This is a genomic window from Herbaspirillum sp. Her2 (genome assembly GCF_057961375.1).
The window spans coordinates 418,130-433,493 of record NZ_CM176331.1 but is presented as its reverse complement, the minus strand read 5'-3'; the positions used below and the strand labels follow the sequence as shown (position 1 = coordinate 433,493).

Annotated in this window: 14 protein-coding genes, 1 tRNA gene and 2 pseudogenes; 8 read left to right on the top strand and 9 right to left on the bottom strand. The window is 55.4% G+C overall.

Translation table 11 applies throughout. The features are described from left to right. Positions 1–440: 440 nt before the first annotated feature. On the bottom strand, positions 441–953 hold the full coding sequence (locus ACWHXP_RS01945) for an Lrp/AsnC family transcriptional regulator (protein WP_008331218.1): 513 nt from the start codon (positions 951–953) through the stop codon (positions 441–443). Between the two features lie 202 nt (positions 954–1,155). Between ACWHXP_RS01945 and ACWHXP_RS01940 the strand changes: the two genes are divergently transcribed. Next, positions 1,156–2,298 (top strand): branched-chain amino acid ABC transporter substrate-binding protein, encoded by a 1,143-nt coding sequence (locus tag ACWHXP_RS01940; RefSeq protein WP_039784467.1) that lies wholly within the window; start codon positions 1,156–1,158, stop codon positions 2,296–2,298. Between the two features lie 212 nt (positions 2,299–2,510). On the opposite strand, the gene ACWHXP_RS01935 is transcribed toward ACWHXP_RS01940, so the two are convergent. Then, entirely contained in the window at positions 2,511–2,837 is a 327-nt protein-coding gene (locus ACWHXP_RS01935; RefSeq protein ID WP_489634616.1) for a plasmid stabilization protein, read from the bottom strand. Between the two features lie 297 nt (positions 2,838–3,134). On the opposite strand from ACWHXP_RS01935, the gene ACWHXP_RS01930 reads away from it, so the two are divergent. The 3 genes from ACWHXP_RS01930 to ACWHXP_RS01920 all read left to right on the top strand — a co-directional run bounded on the left by ACWHXP_RS01930 (position 3,135) and on the right by ACWHXP_RS01920 (position 4,313). Continuing rightward, the gene (locus ACWHXP_RS01930; RefSeq protein WP_209582772.1) at positions 3,135–3,641 is read left to right on the top strand and encodes a hypothetical protein; all 507 of its coding nucleotides are present in this window, start codon (positions 3,135–3,137) and stop codon (positions 3,639–3,641) included. Between the two features lie 118 nt (positions 3,642–3,759). Further along, a tRNA-Thr gene (locus ACWHXP_RS01925) sits at positions 3,760–3,835 on the top strand. A gap of 223 nt (positions 3,836–4,058) precedes the next feature. Further along, positions 4,059–4,313 (top strand): hypothetical protein, encoded by a 255-nt coding sequence (locus ACWHXP_RS01920; protein ID WP_489634617.1) that lies wholly within the window; start codon positions 4,059–4,061, stop codon positions 4,311–4,313. 181 nt (positions 4,314–4,494) lie between these two features. Here the strand turns inward: ACWHXP_RS01920 and ACWHXP_RS01915 are convergent. Further along, positions 4,495–4,819: pseudogene (locus ACWHXP_RS01915) on the bottom strand (replication endonuclease); the annotation flags it as partial. A 244-nt stretch (positions 4,820–5,063) separates the two neighbouring features. Here ACWHXP_RS01915 and ACWHXP_RS01910 point away from each other — a divergent pair. The 3 genes from ACWHXP_RS01910 (at position 5,064) to ACWHXP_RS01900 (ending at position 7,785) form a co-directional block, all read left to right on the top strand. Continuing rightward, positions 5,064–5,414 (top strand): hypothetical protein, encoded by a 351-nt coding sequence (locus ACWHXP_RS01910; protein WP_310838959.1) that lies wholly within the window; start codon positions 5,064–5,066, stop codon positions 5,412–5,414. A gap of 145 nt (positions 5,415–5,559) precedes the next feature. After that, positions 5,560–5,907: a hypothetical protein gene (locus ACWHXP_RS01905; RefSeq protein WP_489623547.1), complete on the top strand. Its 348-nt coding sequence runs from the start codon at positions 5,560–5,562 to the stop codon at positions 5,905–5,907. Positions 5,908–6,198: 291 nt separating this feature from the next. Beyond that, complete coding sequence (locus tag ACWHXP_RS01900; protein WP_489634618.1) at positions 6,199–7,785, top strand: methyl-accepting chemotaxis protein; 1,587 nt, start codon at positions 6,199–6,201, stop codon at positions 7,783–7,785. Positions 7,786–7,910: 125 nt separating this feature from the next. Here ACWHXP_RS01900 and ACWHXP_RS01895 read toward each other — a convergent pair. The 6 genes and pseudogenes from ACWHXP_RS01895 to ACWHXP_RS01870 form a co-directional block, all read right to left on the bottom strand. Continuing rightward, positions 7,911–8,126, bottom strand: a pseudogene (locus tag ACWHXP_RS01895) (chemotaxis protein CheW); the annotation flags it as partial. Between the two features lie 137 nt (positions 8,127–8,263). Then, entirely contained in the window at positions 8,264–9,874 is a 1,611-nt protein-coding gene (locus ACWHXP_RS01890; protein WP_489634619.1) for a methyl-accepting chemotaxis protein, read from the bottom strand. 280 nt (positions 9,875–10,154) lie between these two features. After that, complete coding sequence (locus ACWHXP_RS01885; protein ID WP_489634620.1) at positions 10,155–10,439, bottom strand: hypothetical protein; 285 nt, start codon at positions 10,437–10,439, stop codon at positions 10,155–10,157. 453 nt (positions 10,440–10,892) lie between these two features. Beyond that, the gene (locus ACWHXP_RS01880) at positions 10,893–12,515 is read right to left on the bottom strand and encodes a methyl-accepting chemotaxis protein (RefSeq protein ID WP_489623551.1); all 1,623 of its coding nucleotides are present in this window, start codon (positions 12,513–12,515) and stop codon (positions 10,893–10,895) included. Positions 12,516–12,885: 370 nt separating this feature from the next. After that, positions 12,886–13,452, bottom strand: a complete 567-nt coding sequence (locus ACWHXP_RS01875) for a hypothetical protein (RefSeq protein WP_489634621.1) — start codon at positions 13,450–13,452, stop codon at positions 12,886–12,888. 80 nt (positions 13,453–13,532) lie between these two features. Further along, positions 13,533–13,874: a hypothetical protein gene (locus tag ACWHXP_RS01870; RefSeq protein ID WP_121043219.1), complete on the bottom strand. Its 342-nt coding sequence runs from the start codon at positions 13,872–13,874 to the stop codon at positions 13,533–13,535. Positions 13,875–14,114: 240 nt separating this feature from the next. Between ACWHXP_RS01870 and ACWHXP_RS01865 the strand changes: the two genes are divergently transcribed. After that, positions 14,115–15,305 (top strand): tetrahydrodipicolinate N-succinyltransferase N-terminal domain-containing protein, encoded by a 1,191-nt coding sequence (locus tag ACWHXP_RS01865; protein WP_489623554.1) that lies wholly within the window; start codon positions 14,115–14,117, stop codon positions 15,303–15,305. Positions 15,306–15,364 lie beyond the last annotated feature (59 nt).

Here is a 15,364-nt window from a genome sequence, read left to right as displayed (position 1 = left end):
CAGGAGTGGCTGGATGGCTTCGCAGAACCTGCGGCACCGGGCAAGGCTGCGCCCTGCGGCATGGGCCGCGGACGGTGGATGATAGGGATTGCGGGTACTGCTGGCGGGCCGGCCACACGGGCCCGGCGCTGGGTGCTGATCTGTGTCCGCTCTTGTTGCTGATGACCACGGTACTGCTTCAGCGAAGACGCAGTGGCGGGAGGAGCTCTTCATCGCACGCTGCGGGATGCCCCCGAAAATAACACAACTGACAACCGCACTGCAATGCAAAGTACGTGCCTGCCCTGCCGTGCGAACACTCCTGCACAACGGGATCGCCGGCCAGCAAAATGAAAAAGTTAGTAAATCCAGGGGCCGTCCGAGGGATGGACGCCCCGAAATCTAACAAAACGCAATGGATGAGCTTGGCCGCCAATCCCGCGCGGGCAGGCGGCAAGCGTTCAGCCGGGCACGCGCACCTGTACTTCGACCGCCTTTTCATCGAAGGCGATGCGGGTGGTGAACTTGGCCCGCTTCATCGGGAAGCGCGACTGGAAGTGGCGCACATTGCCTGATCCCGAGATCACACGTCTGACGAACTGGTAGTAGGCATCCATGTCGATGACATGGACCGCCAGGAAGTAATCGTATTCGCCGGAGACGAAGTAGCACTGCATCACCTCGGCCTCCTTGGCCATGCGCTGCTCGAAGTCCTGCATGTGCTGGTCGGACTGGTTGTTCAGCGAGATCTCCAGGAAGGCCAGCATGCCGTAGCCGAGTGCGAAGGGATCGACCATGGCCACCTCGGCGCTGATGATGCCGGCCTCGCGCAGTTCGCGGATGCGGCGCAGGCAGGTCGGTTGCGAGATGTGCAGTTTTTCAGCCAGAACGCGCGTGGAGATCTGGTTGTCCTTCTGCAGCATGTTGAGCAGTTTGCGATCCACCTTGTCGAGGGTGTGAAGTTTGGCAGCCATGGGACAGAGTCGAGGATGATGGTTCAGGCCGGCCATTCAAAAATTGCTTGGCTTGGCCGATTCTTATGTTGTACCGTCGCATTATTCAGAAAGTCGGGGACGAAAGCAAAGCAGCACGCCTGGTCACCGCAACAAGGATCTGAATAACTGTGTTGTGAGACAAAACATTAAAAGTGGTCAATCCAATCTACAGAGGAGTGTTATGAAATTCAAGAGCGCCATTATTCCATTAACTGCCGCCATCGGTCTGGCATTCGCAGGCGCCGCGCATGCCCAGGAAGTCGTCAAGATCGCCCACGTGGGCCCGCTCTCCGGCCCCAACGCCCACATGGGCAAGGACAACGAGAACGGCGCGCGCATGGCCGTCGAAGAACTGAACGCCAAGGGTTTCACCATTGGCGGCAAGAAGGTCAAGTTCGAACTGCTGGGTGAAGACGATGCTTCCGATCCCAAGCAAGCCACTGCGGTCGCCACCAAGCTGGTTGACCAGAAGGTCGCCGCCGTGATCGGCCACCTGAACTCCGGCACCACCATTCCGGCCTCCAAGATCTACAGCGATGCCGGCATCCCGCAAGTGTCCCCCTCGGCCACCAATCCGAAGTATACCCAGCAAGGCTTCAAGACCACTTTCCGCGTGGTCGCCAACGATGCGCAGCTGGGCGCCGCACTGGGCAAGTATGCCGTGCAGAAGCTGGGCACCAAGCAGATCGCCGTGATCGATGACCGTACCGCCTATGGTCAGGGCGTGGCAGAAGAATTCGCCAAGGGCGCCAAGGCGGCCGGCGGTACCATCGTCGGCACCCAGTTCACCAATGACAAGGCCACCGACTTCAACGCCATCCTGACCTCACTCAAGGGCAAGAAGCCGGATGTGATCTTCTTCGGCGGCATGGACGCCGTGGGCGGCCCGATGCTGCGCCAGATGAAGCAGCTGGGCATCGGCGCCAAGTTCATGGGCGGTGATGGCATCTGTACCGGCTCCCTGCCGGGCCTGGCCGGTGATGGCCTGGGCGAAGACCAGGTGATCTGCGCCGAAGCCGGTGGCGTGGACGCTTCCGGCAAGAAGGGCATGGATGACTTCCGCGCAGCTTACAAGAAGAAGTTCGGCATCGATGTGGTCTACAACGCGGCCTATGCCTACGATGCCACGATGACCGTGGCTGACGCCATGGCCAAGGCCGGCTCCGCCGATCCCAAGAAGTACCTGCCCGAACTGGCCAAGATCAGCCACAAGGGCGTGACCGGCGTGATCGCCTTCGATGCAAAGGGCGATGTCAAGGATGGTTCGCTGACCCTGTACACGTACAAGGGTGGACAGCGTACCGTGCTGGCGGTGACCAAGTAAGGTCGGTCGCCCTGCCCTGCGGGCTGGCTTGCGGGCTGGACTTCAGGGCATGAAACAAAGCAGCGCCCCCGATGCAGATCGGGGGCGCTGTCGTTTGGCGACCTACTCGCGCATATTTTTTTAATTGTTTACGCTTTACGCCGGTTTACTTAGTTTTGGAACAGGGTATTGCGGACGGTTCTTTAGTTTTTGCGTGACGTTGCCATTTCCACTTATCGGGAAAGCGCCTTTTCCAGTGCAGCCTTGTTCATCGACGAACGCCCCTTGATACCGCGCGCTGCCGCTTCCGCATACAACTGCTTGAACGTGCGGCCGCGAGATCCGGCATGAGAGCGCAGGCCGCCCCGTCGAGAGGGTGACATATCTTGGGTGGACGTCTTGCTGGCCGTCTTGGATTCACCGTGCTGGGCCCGTTCCTTGTTGACGGTCCGGGCCGCGATCTCCTCGGCGCGCCGGGTGCTGGTGCCGCGTTTGACGGCACCGGACTTGATGTGTTCATACTGGCGTTCACGTTTCTTGCTCCATGCGGTCTGCGGCATGATGGCCTCCTCTGCGGTTGCGCCAGCCGGTGACATTCTGCACGGACTGGCTAGGGATAAGATCAGTGCTGATGGATCGATGTTGCGCTCGCCTATGCCGCCCTTGCATCCCGCTTCGTCTGAAAACGCTGTAAGACTGATGGAGGTCCCGGTCAGCTTCCTGCTTGCCGATGCCCGCAGCGCGCGGCCGTAGCCGATATTGATTCCCCGCAGCAACAAACAACGATGATCCGTGGCGACAACCTTTATGCAACTCATCAGTCCAATCGCTCATCACAAAACGGACGGGAGGAATCAATGAAACAGATCACGGCGGTCTTTGGTGTAGTGCATGCGGTGATCGCGCTGTTGTTTGCACTGGGTGCCCTGGCGCTGATCGCCATTGCGGCGAGCATGGGTTACGAGGCGGTCAGCGAAGGCCTGGGGCTGCCGCAGGCCCAGGAGCTGATCGAGGCCATCGGCATCCTGGCGGCTGCGGTGGTGGCATTCCAGATTGCCGAGACCATTACGGAGGAAGAGGTGGTGCGCGACGCCAACATCAGCGCGCCGACGCGGGTGCGGCGCTTCCTGTCACGGTTTTTCGTGGTGGTGATCGTGGCACTGGCTATCGAGGGCCTGGTGATGACCTTCCGTGCCGCGCATGAGGAAGCGGCGGACATGATCTATGCTGCCGCTCTGCTGGTCGGGACCGGTGTCTTGCTGGCGGCGTGGGGATATTTCATTTATTGCAACCGTTCTGCTGAGGAATTGGAACCGGATGCCATGGAAGAGGCCAAGGAAGAGGACAAGAAAATTGATGGCTGAGCGCGATGTTGTCGGACTAGCGCAGGGCTGGCGGGCCTGCACGAGGGGGCAGAAAGCCGAAAATTTCTGGCCGGGGTGTGGAAGAAGCGGAAAGAACCCGTTATAATCGCGGACTTTTGCTGATGTAGCTCAGTTGGTAGAGCAACTGATTCGTAATCAGTAGGTCGACGGTTCGATTCCGCCCATCAGCACCAGAACAGAAGCGGCTTGCAGCGATGCAGGCCGCTTTTTTTTGCTCCGCAATTCTGGCTTTGCTCCGCAAACTTTGTACTTACGGTCACTGCTCGACCTTAACTCGCATTACGTTCTCTTGAAACCTGCGGTCTTGTGATAGCGAGAAAAGCCGAGAACATTGGTTGAACTCACCCGACGCACTGGATAAAGCCCAGCTATACCAGCAGCTCGACCTTGGCAATAATGGCAACGCCACACAAGTCAGTTTCTTCCCTGGTGACCGACGATGGCAAGCGCACTGAAGGATTTGAGGGATGTCAATTTGGTAGGGTCATAGTCTTTCAAGACAATATAACGCTTACCTGCGCACAGTACGGCTACCAATATGCATATAGGCCGGATGCTGTAATTCTTGCCAAACCCATGACTTTCCAAAATGCCACCACCTACGATTACAAAATGATCGTTGCAGATGAAGTCTACGACATGCGCCGCTAAACGCTCTCTTCAAGCAATCGAACATGCGTCACTTCGTAGGAATGACCTTCTGTCTGCGCCGCTTCCGAACGTAGATCTCCGTGGTGGTCACGCTCCTGTTGCCGAGCTGTCCTTGAATTGCCCTGCCATCACGCCGTCATCGGGTGTATTGAACGTAATGCGGTCCATGGCCTGCGATGGTATCCGGCACGGGCACCACGCGTGACCAGAGGGTACGCCTTGACGGCACCCCAGGCATCCAGTGAGCGGCGCTGCTCATCTGCGGTTATGGTCGGCGCTGGCCATGTCGGCATGTCATCCACCACCGGCCGGGTCCGGGGACATGCACCTGGCGCCAGCCAGGCATGCTCAATCTGCGCTGCCTGGTCGGGCTGGAACATGACCGGTATCGGCGCGGTCTTCGGCTCGAAGGACACATCGGCCGCAAAGTCAGATCCGGCGGGCTGCGTACAGTTATTTACACGAGTCCGAGGTGGTGGTTTTCGGACAGGTGTTCCGTAATGCCGACTGTCGGGATGATTTCGAGCGCGTACTTGCTGCGAAAAAAGCGCGGTGAGTATTTTTAAGCTTTATCCCCGCGTTCGCGGACTTAATCCTAACCGTTGAGAGCGCGCGCGCGAGGTTCCATGAGGATTAACATTAAAGGCATCGATACGATCTAACCTGCGGAACCCTTTTTGAGCTCAACCGTCAATTCGATGAACACCGACACAGGTGTCGAATAACGGGGGGGCTCCACAAAGGGGAAAAATGCTTTACGCGCACAAACAAGATATTGCTCATCGCCATTTAACGGTCCTTGTAGGGCTTGCCGAAATGTCGCAAAAAGGGGAAATCGTCAGCGATCTCGTCCGCACCGTTGTCAGAAGATGTATGGTCACAATGCGAGCCACCGGGGCCGATTGTGCAGACATTCGAAGCATTTTTGGTCGCGCACTCTCCCGCTATTCCACCGAGTTGAACAGCGGCTTTCTTTCGAAGGACTCGGTTTTTAAGGTTGCGGAGCAGTTTCTAGAGCTTCTGTTGTTTTTCGAAGAGCAAAAAACCTTTTTCGATACCAATTCCTTGGGTGGGCCTGCCTACGATCGGATTCACCATTAAACGGCGGCCGTTCCTGTGAATCTCCATCTATCGCCTCTACTGCCTCTAGAGAGCAATACCATTAAACGATATCAGGGAATGTCAGGTTCTTCCCGATATCAACTCCTTCCTCAGCCATGTATAACTATCCAATGAGGAAATCAACATGCCATATGAAATTCTTAAACAGATCGTACAGCGCCATTTACTCACGATCCGTGAAGTTGCGAAAAAAGCCGCACAGGGAGAAATCGTCGGAGACCTGGTGCGTGCGCAAGTCAGAAAATGCTTGATCGAGATGCATGCGGCAGGAGCAGAGCCAGAGCATATCCGCGACATCTTCGATAATCTGGAGGATGGTTTGGATAAGAAATGCGCGGTAGTTGAGCCGAAATTCTGGCAGCTTCTGATGACTATGAAGCTTCACGTAGAGTTTCTCCTTTTTATAGAGGAGAACGACTATTCAAACGGTCCATCAATTAGGTGCCCTGGACCTGTATCTGACATTCATTAATTGTCCTTAGGATCCTAAAGCACGCTACCCGGGTTAGAAAATTATTTTTTAATTCCGCAGGCTCGACGAAAGCTCCGACTCTGAAAAGAGTGGGAGCTTTTGATTTTATAGAGTGCAAATTCTTACGAAATGTCAGGTTCCCGTTTCGAAAGAACATTAGATTTTAATCATCGACTAGATGTTTTTTTCAGAGGGTATCGGAAGGCCGATTAGTCTCACCGTCAAATTATTCGGATGATCCAAGAGCCTAAGATTTTTTATTTAACTGCAAATTGACTGTGAAAGTATGTGATGAAATTATCGAATATGAAGGTGGCCAATCGGCTCTATCTTGGATTTGGTTTGTTATTGCTGATGTCGATAGGCTTGACCATTTTCAGCTTCACTCGGCTGGCAGCGCTCAACTCGGACGTCAGATTTCTGGTGGATGACCGCTATGCGAAGACGCTGCTCGTAGATGCTATCGGCAAGGATGTCAATGTCATCGCGCGCGCGGTACGCAACGTCGCGCTGACCACGGATGAAGCTGTTAGAACGGCGGAATTGGAACGAATCAGCAAAGCACGCAAGGCCATTGCAGAACGGGAGGCTAAGCTTGATGGCATGATCACCACGGAGGCAGGAAAGAAATTCCTCGTGGCAGTCCAGGCATCTAGTCAAGACTATTATGAGGAGCAGCAGAAGCTGCTCAACATGCTAGCCTCAGGCGACACTGACAACGGGCGCAGGATGTTCTTTGGTTCGGTACGTGCCAAGCAGAATGCCATGTTCACCGCGCTACAAGAGTTCTCTGACTATCAGCGTGCTTTGATGGACCAGACTGTAGCAACCAGTCAAGAGACTTACCACACAGCGGCGATGATGCTCGTGATCGTTGGAATGCTATCGGTCTTGGTGAGTTTGGCTGCAACCTTGGTGATTTCGCGCAGCGTCACGGGACAGTTAGGTGGTGAACCCGCCTACGCCATGAATATCGCGAGCGACATTGCTGGCGGCGACCTGGATCGCCCAATTTCGCTTCGCAAGGGCGATAGCAGCAGTCTACTGGCCTCAATGGGCAGCATGCGTGATCGTCTAGCCGATATCGTAGGCGAGGTGCGCGCGGGGACAGATACAATCGCGACGGCCTCTGATCAGATTGCCAGGGGCAATCTGGATCTTTCGTCCCGAACCGAAGAGCAGGCAAGCTCATTGGAGGAGACGGCGTCTGCAATGGAAGAATTAACCGCCACCGTCAAACAGAATGCCGACAATGCTGTACAGGCAAATGAGCTGGCCTCTGCTGCGTCCGAAATTGCCGTCTCAGGCGGGAAAGTGGTGGGGGAAGTGGTCGAAACGATGAATGCGATCAATGAATCGTCTAAGGAAATTACAAATATCGTCACCGTAATCGATGCAATCGCTTTCCAGACAAATATCCTCGCTCTGAATGCGGCGGTGGAAGCTGCCCGCGCAGGTGAGCAAGGTCGAGGATTTGCAGTGGTCGCAAGCGAGGTACGAACCTTGGCTCAACGTTCTGCTACCGCCGCAAAGGAGGTTAAGCAACTCATCGAGCATTCGGTGGGACAGGTGCAAAAAGGCAGCAAACTGGTGGCACAAGCAGGGGAAACGATGACTAATATCGTTGGAAGCGTAGCGCGCGTTACCGATATCGTGAGCGAGATTTCCTCGGCCAGCCGGGAGCAGAGCGAAGGGATCGAGCAAATCAACCTTGCGGTCACACAGATGGATGAAGTGACGCAACAAAATGCAGCGCTAGTCGAGGAAGCCGCGGCTGCAGCGCAATCCATGCAGGATCAAGCGGAAAAACTCTCTCGTACGGTCAGCATCTTCCGATTGCCCGCCCGCACGCACACCCTATCTCTCGCCGCAAGTTAATGCTGGGCCGCACCGCATCTACTCTTGAAAAATCTCTCCCGTGAAGTCTCCGGCAACGGCGTCCCTGCCTGCACGCACAGAGCTGATGTCGTACTCTAAGCACAGCTGGGGACAGGTGTGCCGGCGTCCACCTGCACCAACATCGGCGACGTCATGCCCGCTGCCGCAGTGATGGGCATCATCGGAACGATTTCCCGGATCTTGAAAACATTGATGCCGTAAAGTTCTCCCGGCCTGTCGGTGGAGCCATCCGGAGTTCCGACACGGAAGAGCAGCAGTTCGAATTTATTGGTGGAAGTCAGGTTCGTGCGCCCATCGATTTCTTTTTGAAAATTGTCCATGATGGTTTGGTGAAGATGGAGATGCCTTGTTCTTTTGCTGAAGAACACTGAGCGTATGAGGGATGCCTATCGGGCGGCTGTACCAACGCACAGCCACCTAAAGCATAGGCATGAAGGCAAGGTTGTTAAGCTTGTCCTCAGGCGGGCAGCGTTTCGAACTGACGCCGCGGGATCTCGGCCACTACTGCGCCGGCCGTCGAAGACAGCTTGAAGGTACTGACCAGTTGCGTCAGCGAGGCCGCTTCCTGCTTCATCGTTGACGATGCAGCAGAAGCTTCTTCGACGAGTGCGGCGTTTCGCTGCGTCGCCTCATCGATTTGTGCGATGGCCTGGTTGATCTGCTCAAGTCCTCGGGTCTGCTCGGCGCTGGCAACGCTGATTTCCTGGACGATGCCCGAGACGTTCTTGATGCTCTCGACCACCCTGTCCATTGTCGCGCCGGCCTGGTTGACCTGTTGCTCGCCAGTGGCGATCCTGGTCACCGACTGATTGATCAATGCTTCGATTTCCTTCGCAGCGCTGGCGGACCGGTGGGCAAGCGCCCGCACCTCTGCTGCCACGACAGCGAATCCCCGCCCTTGCTCGCCCGCCCGGGCGGCTTCCACAGCGGCATTCAAGGCAAGTATGTTGGTCTGGAACGCGATACCGTCGATGACGCTGATGATTTCCACGATTTCGCGGGATGAACCGCTGATGGCTCTCATCGTATCGACCACAAGAGCAACTGCTTCGCCGCCCTCGGCCGCAATGTTCGAAGCATCGTTGGCCAGTCGATTGGCGTGAACCGCGTTCTCTGAATTCTGTTTGACGGTTGCCGTAAGCTGCTCCATGGCGGACGCAGTTTCCTCCAGCGAACTGGCCTGCTGTTCCGTACGCGCCGACAGGTCGACAGTTCCGCGTTGAATTTCTCCGGAAGCCGCGCCAATGGTGTGTGTCCCCTCGCGAACATCGGTGACGATGGCGGCGAGACTTTCATTCATATCCTTCAACGCGCCGACCAGCTCACCCACTTCGTCGCGGCTGTCCACCTTGATGCGGCTGGTAAGGTCACCGTCACGCACCTTTCGGGCAATCTCTACCGCACTCGCCAAGGGTGCTGCGATCGATCGGGTCAGCTTCCATGCGATCAGCATCCCGACGACCAATGCCAGCACACTGATACCCACCATCATCAATTTAGACCGTGAATAGGCGCGCTCCGCAGCGGCTGCGTTTTCCTGAGAGTTCTGATAGAGGTAATCGTTGATTTTCTGAACGTGCGTAATGACCGACTGAAGAATCGGCATGCATTCCTTGTTCAGGGCAACTCGCGCCTCGTCATTCTTCAAGGCCATGGCGAGCGCTACCACCTTTACCGCCACCGGGTAATACTGCTTTTCGAGATCGGCCAGTTGCTCGACCAGCTGACGTTCGGCATCAGAAGCTGCCGACTCGGCCACCAATCGTTTCATTTCCGCGAGCCCGTCATTGATATCCTTTTGCGTCTTGGCCACCAGCAGCGCGTCGTTCTTTTGCAAAGCGGGATCAGTGATGAGAGTGAGGTTGCGCGCAGCAATGGCACGCAACGTGATGCCAAACTGTGTCTTGGCAAGCGCCTTCAGTTTCCCCTCGTCCACTGAGGTCAGGAATTCTATACGGTCATTCAGTGAAGATATTTGCCGAAGACCGAATCCGGCGACACAGACAAGCAAAAAGATGACAGCAGCCAGTCCTAAGGTAAGACGCTGGCCGATCTTGAGATTCTTCATACTCCCCCCACGAGAATTGAAAAAGCGCAGCTTGTAGTTATAGGAGCATCACCCTATCTCAACGACCAGGAAATTCCCTGTAACCGGAAAAAATCTTTGAAGAAAAGCAGCAAAACATGATTTGGATCAAAGTTAGCCCGCAAGACCCTGGCGTGATGGATGAGGATCTACGAGTTTCCCCCAAGGACTTGTCCGCGATCGGCCGTGCCAGAAATCTGTAAAGGGCGAAAATGGCCATTAGATCCCCTTGCCAGGCCAAGCCTGGCAAGCCGAGATGAGATTAAGCAGGCAACAAATCAGCCGCCAACATTTCCTTGGCGAACCGCAGGGCCTCCGCGTATCGAGGATGCTCTAAGCGAGGCTGACCTAGTTCCTCTTCCACCGCATTCCGCAATATCAATATTGCGTCAGACTCTTTGACAATGCCTGAAGAACTGATATGGGCAACCGCATTGGAAAGAACCGGGAGCATCCGGCTGGTGAAATCCAATCCGCTGACTGCCAGGTAGGCAACGTTCTTGACGAGAATCATATGATGGCTGACGGCTAAGGCGGCGATGCTCATAGTTGCCTCCAAGAGAATTTTCAGCTCAAGCATAAAACAGCTGTTTTCCTGGCAGCATCAGGAAATCCCTGAAAATCCACTGGCAATGGCTCGCACTGACCTGCACTGTGTGGATGATGGACATCCTCAGCAACAGCACTCGGCCATGGAAGCGTTGGGTATGTCGCCAATCGGATAACGACGAATGCCATTCGCATTCCGCGCGAAGAATAGCGCTCCGCAAATCTAAATTGACCGCTGCCAAATTAGCTTTGCTGGCGGCACTTTTTTTGAATTGCGGAGCAAGGACCGACCTAAACTATTGATTTATATAATTTCCTCCGCGGATTCGAAATCAATAGGTCGACGGTTCGATTCCGCCCATCAGCACCGGAACAAAAAGCGGCCTGCAGTAATGCAGGCCGCTTTTTTTCGCCCGCGCCAAGCGGGCGATCTGCCATGTTTTCGGTCTTGTCAGCGCAGTGCCACGGCTCTGACAGCCGCTACCTTGTTTCTTCCAATGCCGGTGACCGTAGCGAAACCTTTTGCATCATCGAGCTTGAATGTGGACACCAATCCAGCCAATTCTCCCGCCTGCTCCATCATCGCATTCGCAGCAGCAGCGGCCTCTTCGACCAACGCAGAATTCTGTTGAGTCGCTTCGTCCATGTGGGTGATGGCGAGATTGACTTGAGTGATTCCGTGACTCTGCTCCTGGCTCGCATGGGAAATTTCCGCCACCACATCGGTCACCCGCTTGACACTGGTGACCACATTTTCCATGGTCATCCCGGCTTGTTCGACCAGGCTGCTTCCCTGGGCAATCTGCGCTACGGAATCATTGATCAGTTCGGTGATCTCTTTTGCCGCCGTAGCGCTCCTTTGTGCCAGGCTACGGACCTCCGATGCAACGACAGCAAAGCCGCGCCCCTGCTCACCGGCCCTTGCTGCCTCGACGGCAGCATTCAATGCAAGGATATTCGTCTGGAACGCAATCCCGTCAATCACGCTGATGATGTCGACGATCTTTCGTGAGGAAGCATTGATACCTTCCATTGTGCTGACCACCTTGCCAACCACCTCGCCCCCTTGGGTGGCAACGCCCGAAGCGGATACCGCCAGCTCGCTTGCCTGCTTGGCGTTATCAGCATTCTGCTTCACGGTGGACATCAGTTCTTCCATCGCCGAAGCGGTCTCTTCCAAGGCACCTGCCTGTTGTTCAGTACGCGCAGACAAATCCAGATTGCCAGTCGCGATCTCGGTAGATGCCTGCTCGATGGCGTGGGTGCCCTCTCTCACCCTGCCCACGATGCCAACCAGGCTGTCGCGCATCTTCTTGATAGCAAACAGCAAGCTGGTGGTGTCGCCCGCCTTCACGTTCACCTCAGAAGTCAGATCACCGGCCGCGATCTGCTGTGCAATATCTGCTGCATAGGCAGGCTCTCCCCCCAGCTGCCTCAACAGGCCGCGTGTAATCGCGAATGCGACAAGGGCCGAGATGAGTGCCACGATGATGGTCAAGACCGCAACCACTACAGACGCCTTGGACGCCATGGCGATAGTGTCCTCATGTGCCTTGTCGTTCTCGGCGTCCACCTCAGCGATGAGCTTGTTGATATCGAGTACGATCTGGCGGCGCAGCGGACTACATTCGTTGACCAGGAAGTCACGAAATTCTTCCGACTTTCCACCTTCACGATAGATACGCGGGCGCTTCAACTCCTCGGCCATCTGCAACAGACCGGCACGCACCTTTTCAAAACCTTTGTTGCCCGCAAAATGCGGCTCCATGTCTTTGAGCGCCTTCAGATAGAGCTGTTTTTGCTCATCAACGATGGCCAGCTCCTTCTGCGCATCCGCATCGGTTCTGAAGACATAGGCGTTGCGCGCGGCAAGGCCTGTCTGATCGAGAGCCTCCCGTGCAAGGTACAGCGGCACCAATCGCTCATCCTGAACTGCGTCCGCCGCCTTGATGGACACAGTCAGCGAATTGATGCTGCTCAGTGCTATTCCAGCGAGCAAAAACGTCAGCATCAAAAGCGCTGCGAACGCTAACGCCAGCTTGGTTCCAATCTTCATATTTCTGAGCGCGGTCATTGTTTCCCCTTTGGGTTAAATACGAGCATTTTTAATTGATCAATCCAAATGGGAATTAATCTCTACCGCCTCGAAATATAAAGTAGACCGAAATTATTAGATTTAGGGATTTTCCTTAGAAAGTCGCGTTGTGGTTTGATACACAAAATAAAGCGAGTAGTAACCCGATTTCATTGACGATGTGCCTATACTCGCTGGCTCTGTTTGTGAAACGTGGGAATGAGCACCATCCGGTCCAACCGAATACAACAGCTAACCGGATCCGGCACGATTCACCGGACACGCAGCCACCTTGATCCATCATCAAACGAGATCGAGAGATCCAAAACCGCACCCCGCACGTTTCACGCGTAATGTCTGAATGTGTTCATCAATGGAAAACAATGGCCCCATCGTGCGCACACATGGAAAACGCTTTCTTCCAGTTGTCATACGATTCCCGGAAATAATTTTCCGCATGTTCCCTGGCTTGATCGGCGTAGCGCATGAAATCTTTATAAATCTTCTTGCAGACGACCGGACCAATGACTCCCTCAGCATCAGAAAAATTGATGAGTTCCCAAAACGGTCCGCTCTTCAGATTCCATGCAGTCGCATCGTAGCGAAGCTCTGTTTTCCCGTTGAACACATGAGAACTCTGTTGGTAGCCTGCCAGTTTTGCCAACTCATTGCGCCAATGGTTATACCCCGAGTAAGTACCTGCCCGGAATTCGAAGTCTGATTTGAATGCATAAACTTTGCCCGCTTCCAGTCCTTCAAAACGCTCCGGGAAGTCGCTCGGAAACAATATTATTTGATTCTGCGCAACGGGAACGCCATCAGCGCTCAGTACGGGAGATTTCACCATGGTCAGGTTTTCATAAGCGGTGATATCCAACCCCGCCTGTGCAGATGCTGTGGTCAGCGAAAAAACTAAAAAGAGGAATATGATCTTCATGGTTGGTCGAATGGATGTTTCGCCACATTGTGATTTTCCGGGCGAATCGATGAAGGCCAACTGTCTTGGGACGGATCAGATCAGGAGTACTCAATTGCGATCATATGCACACTCTGACCATGGTCGATCAATACCGCGGCAATCCAGAGCAATATGATAACGCTCCAGACAGCGAACGCCGTCCGCTTCTCATGGACATGCCGGATGATCAGATAAAGCGTCGCAAAGTTCGCCACCGCAAACACCAGCAGGATTGGCCAAATGGCAAAAACAATGAAGAAGGCGTCGCCGGGACCTCCCGGTGTATTCTCTTCTCCCTTGGCAGGCCAAAGCGTCGAAGCCAGGTACAAGTAGAACCCGATACCAATGAGATTGACGATGGCCCACTTCGCTAGTGCAGGCAATTTCTGCAGCCGTATCATGCGAGGCCTTCTCCTGTTGGACTGACTTCAAACCAATCTCGGCCATCACGGCGCGCCCCTCCCCCGCTCCGACCGCAGTTCTGGCTCCAGATACAAAGGGTAAAGGGCAGCAAGGATGTGGCCATGGGAAGCAATACCGGGCCACCCTACTTCAACAACGCCCTCCACAACCCGAACCGACGCTAAAATAGCGCTCCCAACGCGCTATAACACTCAAGAAGCATTTCTCAGCAGAAACCCATGAACCAACCACAATCCACCTATCCCGCCACCGTAGACGCTTTCAAACAGGTCGTCGAAGAGTTCAAGGCCAGCGCCGGCTACAAGGAGCCGCTGCTGTTCGCCGTCGGCAGCCGCGTCTTTACCGGCAATGGCACCCTGGCCTCCGTGCGCTATCCGGTCGTCAATGGCCCTGGCCAGAATACGGCAAGCGCAGCGATCTGGATGAAAGTGCTGGGGGTTACCCCGGCTGGCGTGCAGAATATCTCGGTGTCCGCCGCCCAATTGACCGAGATCCTGGCCTATTTTGCCCCGTTCAAGAACGACGGCAAGTATCACGGCAACGTCATCGCGCTGGAACAAGCGCTGGAAGCCACCAAGGCCGGCCCGGCCAATCGCGTCGTCATCACCTTCATCTTCGATGACATCGATCCCCAAGGCGTGGAAGACAGTACCCTCAAGCTGTATGGCCTGAGCCATCGCTGCTTCAAGCCCAACCAGCTGAACCTGACCAAGGTGTTCACCAAGCTGCCCAATGTGGCCTGGATTGGCGATACCCCGATGGACGCCGAGGAAGTCGAGCAATCCCTGATGTCGGCCGCTTTCGGCGATGGCAGCTTCGCACCGCACATGGTCGACAAGTTCCCCCTGTATGTCCACCGCATCAATTCCCTGAAAATGGGCGTGCGCATCACCGATCAGCACAAGGTTCGCCTGGGTGCCTACCTTGGTGAGGGCACCACGCTGATGCCGGGTGCCAGCTACATCAACTTCAACGCAGGGACCGAAGGCGCTTCCATGGTGGAAGGCCGCATCAGCTCCTCCGTGCTGGTCGGCGCCGGCACCGATATCGGCGGCGGCGCGTCCACGCTGGGTGTGCTCTCCGGCGGCAACAACGTGTTCATCTCCCTGGGCCGCAACTGCCTGCTGGAAGTCAATTCCGCCCTGGGCATTCCGGTCGGTGATGCCGTCATCGTCGCGGCCGAAACCGCGGTCATGGCGTCGTCCCGCGTCTCGGTGCAGATTGAAGGCCACCCGCTGAACGGCAAGGTAGTCAAGGCCGCAGAGCTGGCCGGCATCAATGCGGCGACGTTCCGCCGCAATGACGTCACCGGTGCGCTCGAAGTACTGCGTACCGGCCGCAATATCGACTTCGCGAAAAAGCTGGAAGATGGCGAAGACATCCTGAACAGCGATCTGCACAAGAACTGACAGTCGCCCCGTCGGATACTTCAGTACATGAAAAAAGCTCCTCGATGAGGAGCTTTTTC

Coding starts and splice junctions, on each gene's coding strand:
- ACWHXP_RS01945 (WP_008331218.1), bottom strand. CDS start 953: ATGGCTGCCAAACTTCACACCCTCGACAAGGTGGATCGCAAACTGCTC.
- ACWHXP_RS01880 (WP_489623551.1), bottom strand. CDS start 12,515: ATGACCGCGCTCAGAAATATGAAGATTGGAACCAAGCTGGCGTTAGCG.
- ACWHXP_RS01865 (WP_489623554.1), top strand. CDS start 14,115: ATGAACCAACCACAATCCACCTATCCCGCCACCGTAGACGCTTTCAAA.
- ACWHXP_RS01885 (WP_489634620.1), bottom strand. CDS start 10,439: ATGAGCATCGCCGCCTTAGCCGTCAGCCATCATATGATTCTCGTCAAG.
- ACWHXP_RS01875 (WP_489634621.1), bottom strand. CDS start 13,452: ATGAAGATCATATTCCTCTTTTTAGTTTTTTCGCTGACCACAGCATCT.
- ACWHXP_RS01900 (WP_489634618.1), top strand. CDS start 6,199: ATGAAATTATCGAATATGAAGGTGGCCAATCGGCTCTATCTTGGATTT.
- ACWHXP_RS01870 (WP_121043219.1), bottom strand. CDS start 13,874: ATGATACGGCTGCAGAAATTGCCTGCACTAGCGAAGTGGGCCATCGTC.
- ACWHXP_RS01920 (WP_489634617.1), top strand. CDS start 4,059: ATGGCAACGCCACACAAGTCAGTTTCTTCCCTGGTGACCGACGATGGC.
- ACWHXP_RS01890 (WP_489634619.1), bottom strand. CDS start 9,874: ATGAAGAATCTCAAGATCGGCCAGCGTCTTACCTTAGGACTGGCTGCT.
- ACWHXP_RS01930 (WP_209582772.1), top strand. CDS start 3,135: ATGAAACAGATCACGGCGGTCTTTGGTGTAGTGCATGCGGTGATCGCG.
- ACWHXP_RS01905 (WP_489623547.1), top strand. CDS start 5,560: ATGCCATATGAAATTCTTAAACAGATCGTACAGCGCCATTTACTCACG.
- ACWHXP_RS01935 (WP_489634616.1), bottom strand. CDS start 2,837: ATGCCGCAGACCGCATGGAGCAAGAAACGTGAACGCCAGTATGAACAC.
- ACWHXP_RS01910 (WP_310838959.1), top strand. CDS start 5,064: ATGCTTTACGCGCACAAACAAGATATTGCTCATCGCCATTTAACGGTC.
- ACWHXP_RS01940 (WP_039784467.1), top strand. CDS start 1,156: ATGAAATTCAAGAGCGCCATTATTCCATTAACTGCCGCCATCGGTCTG.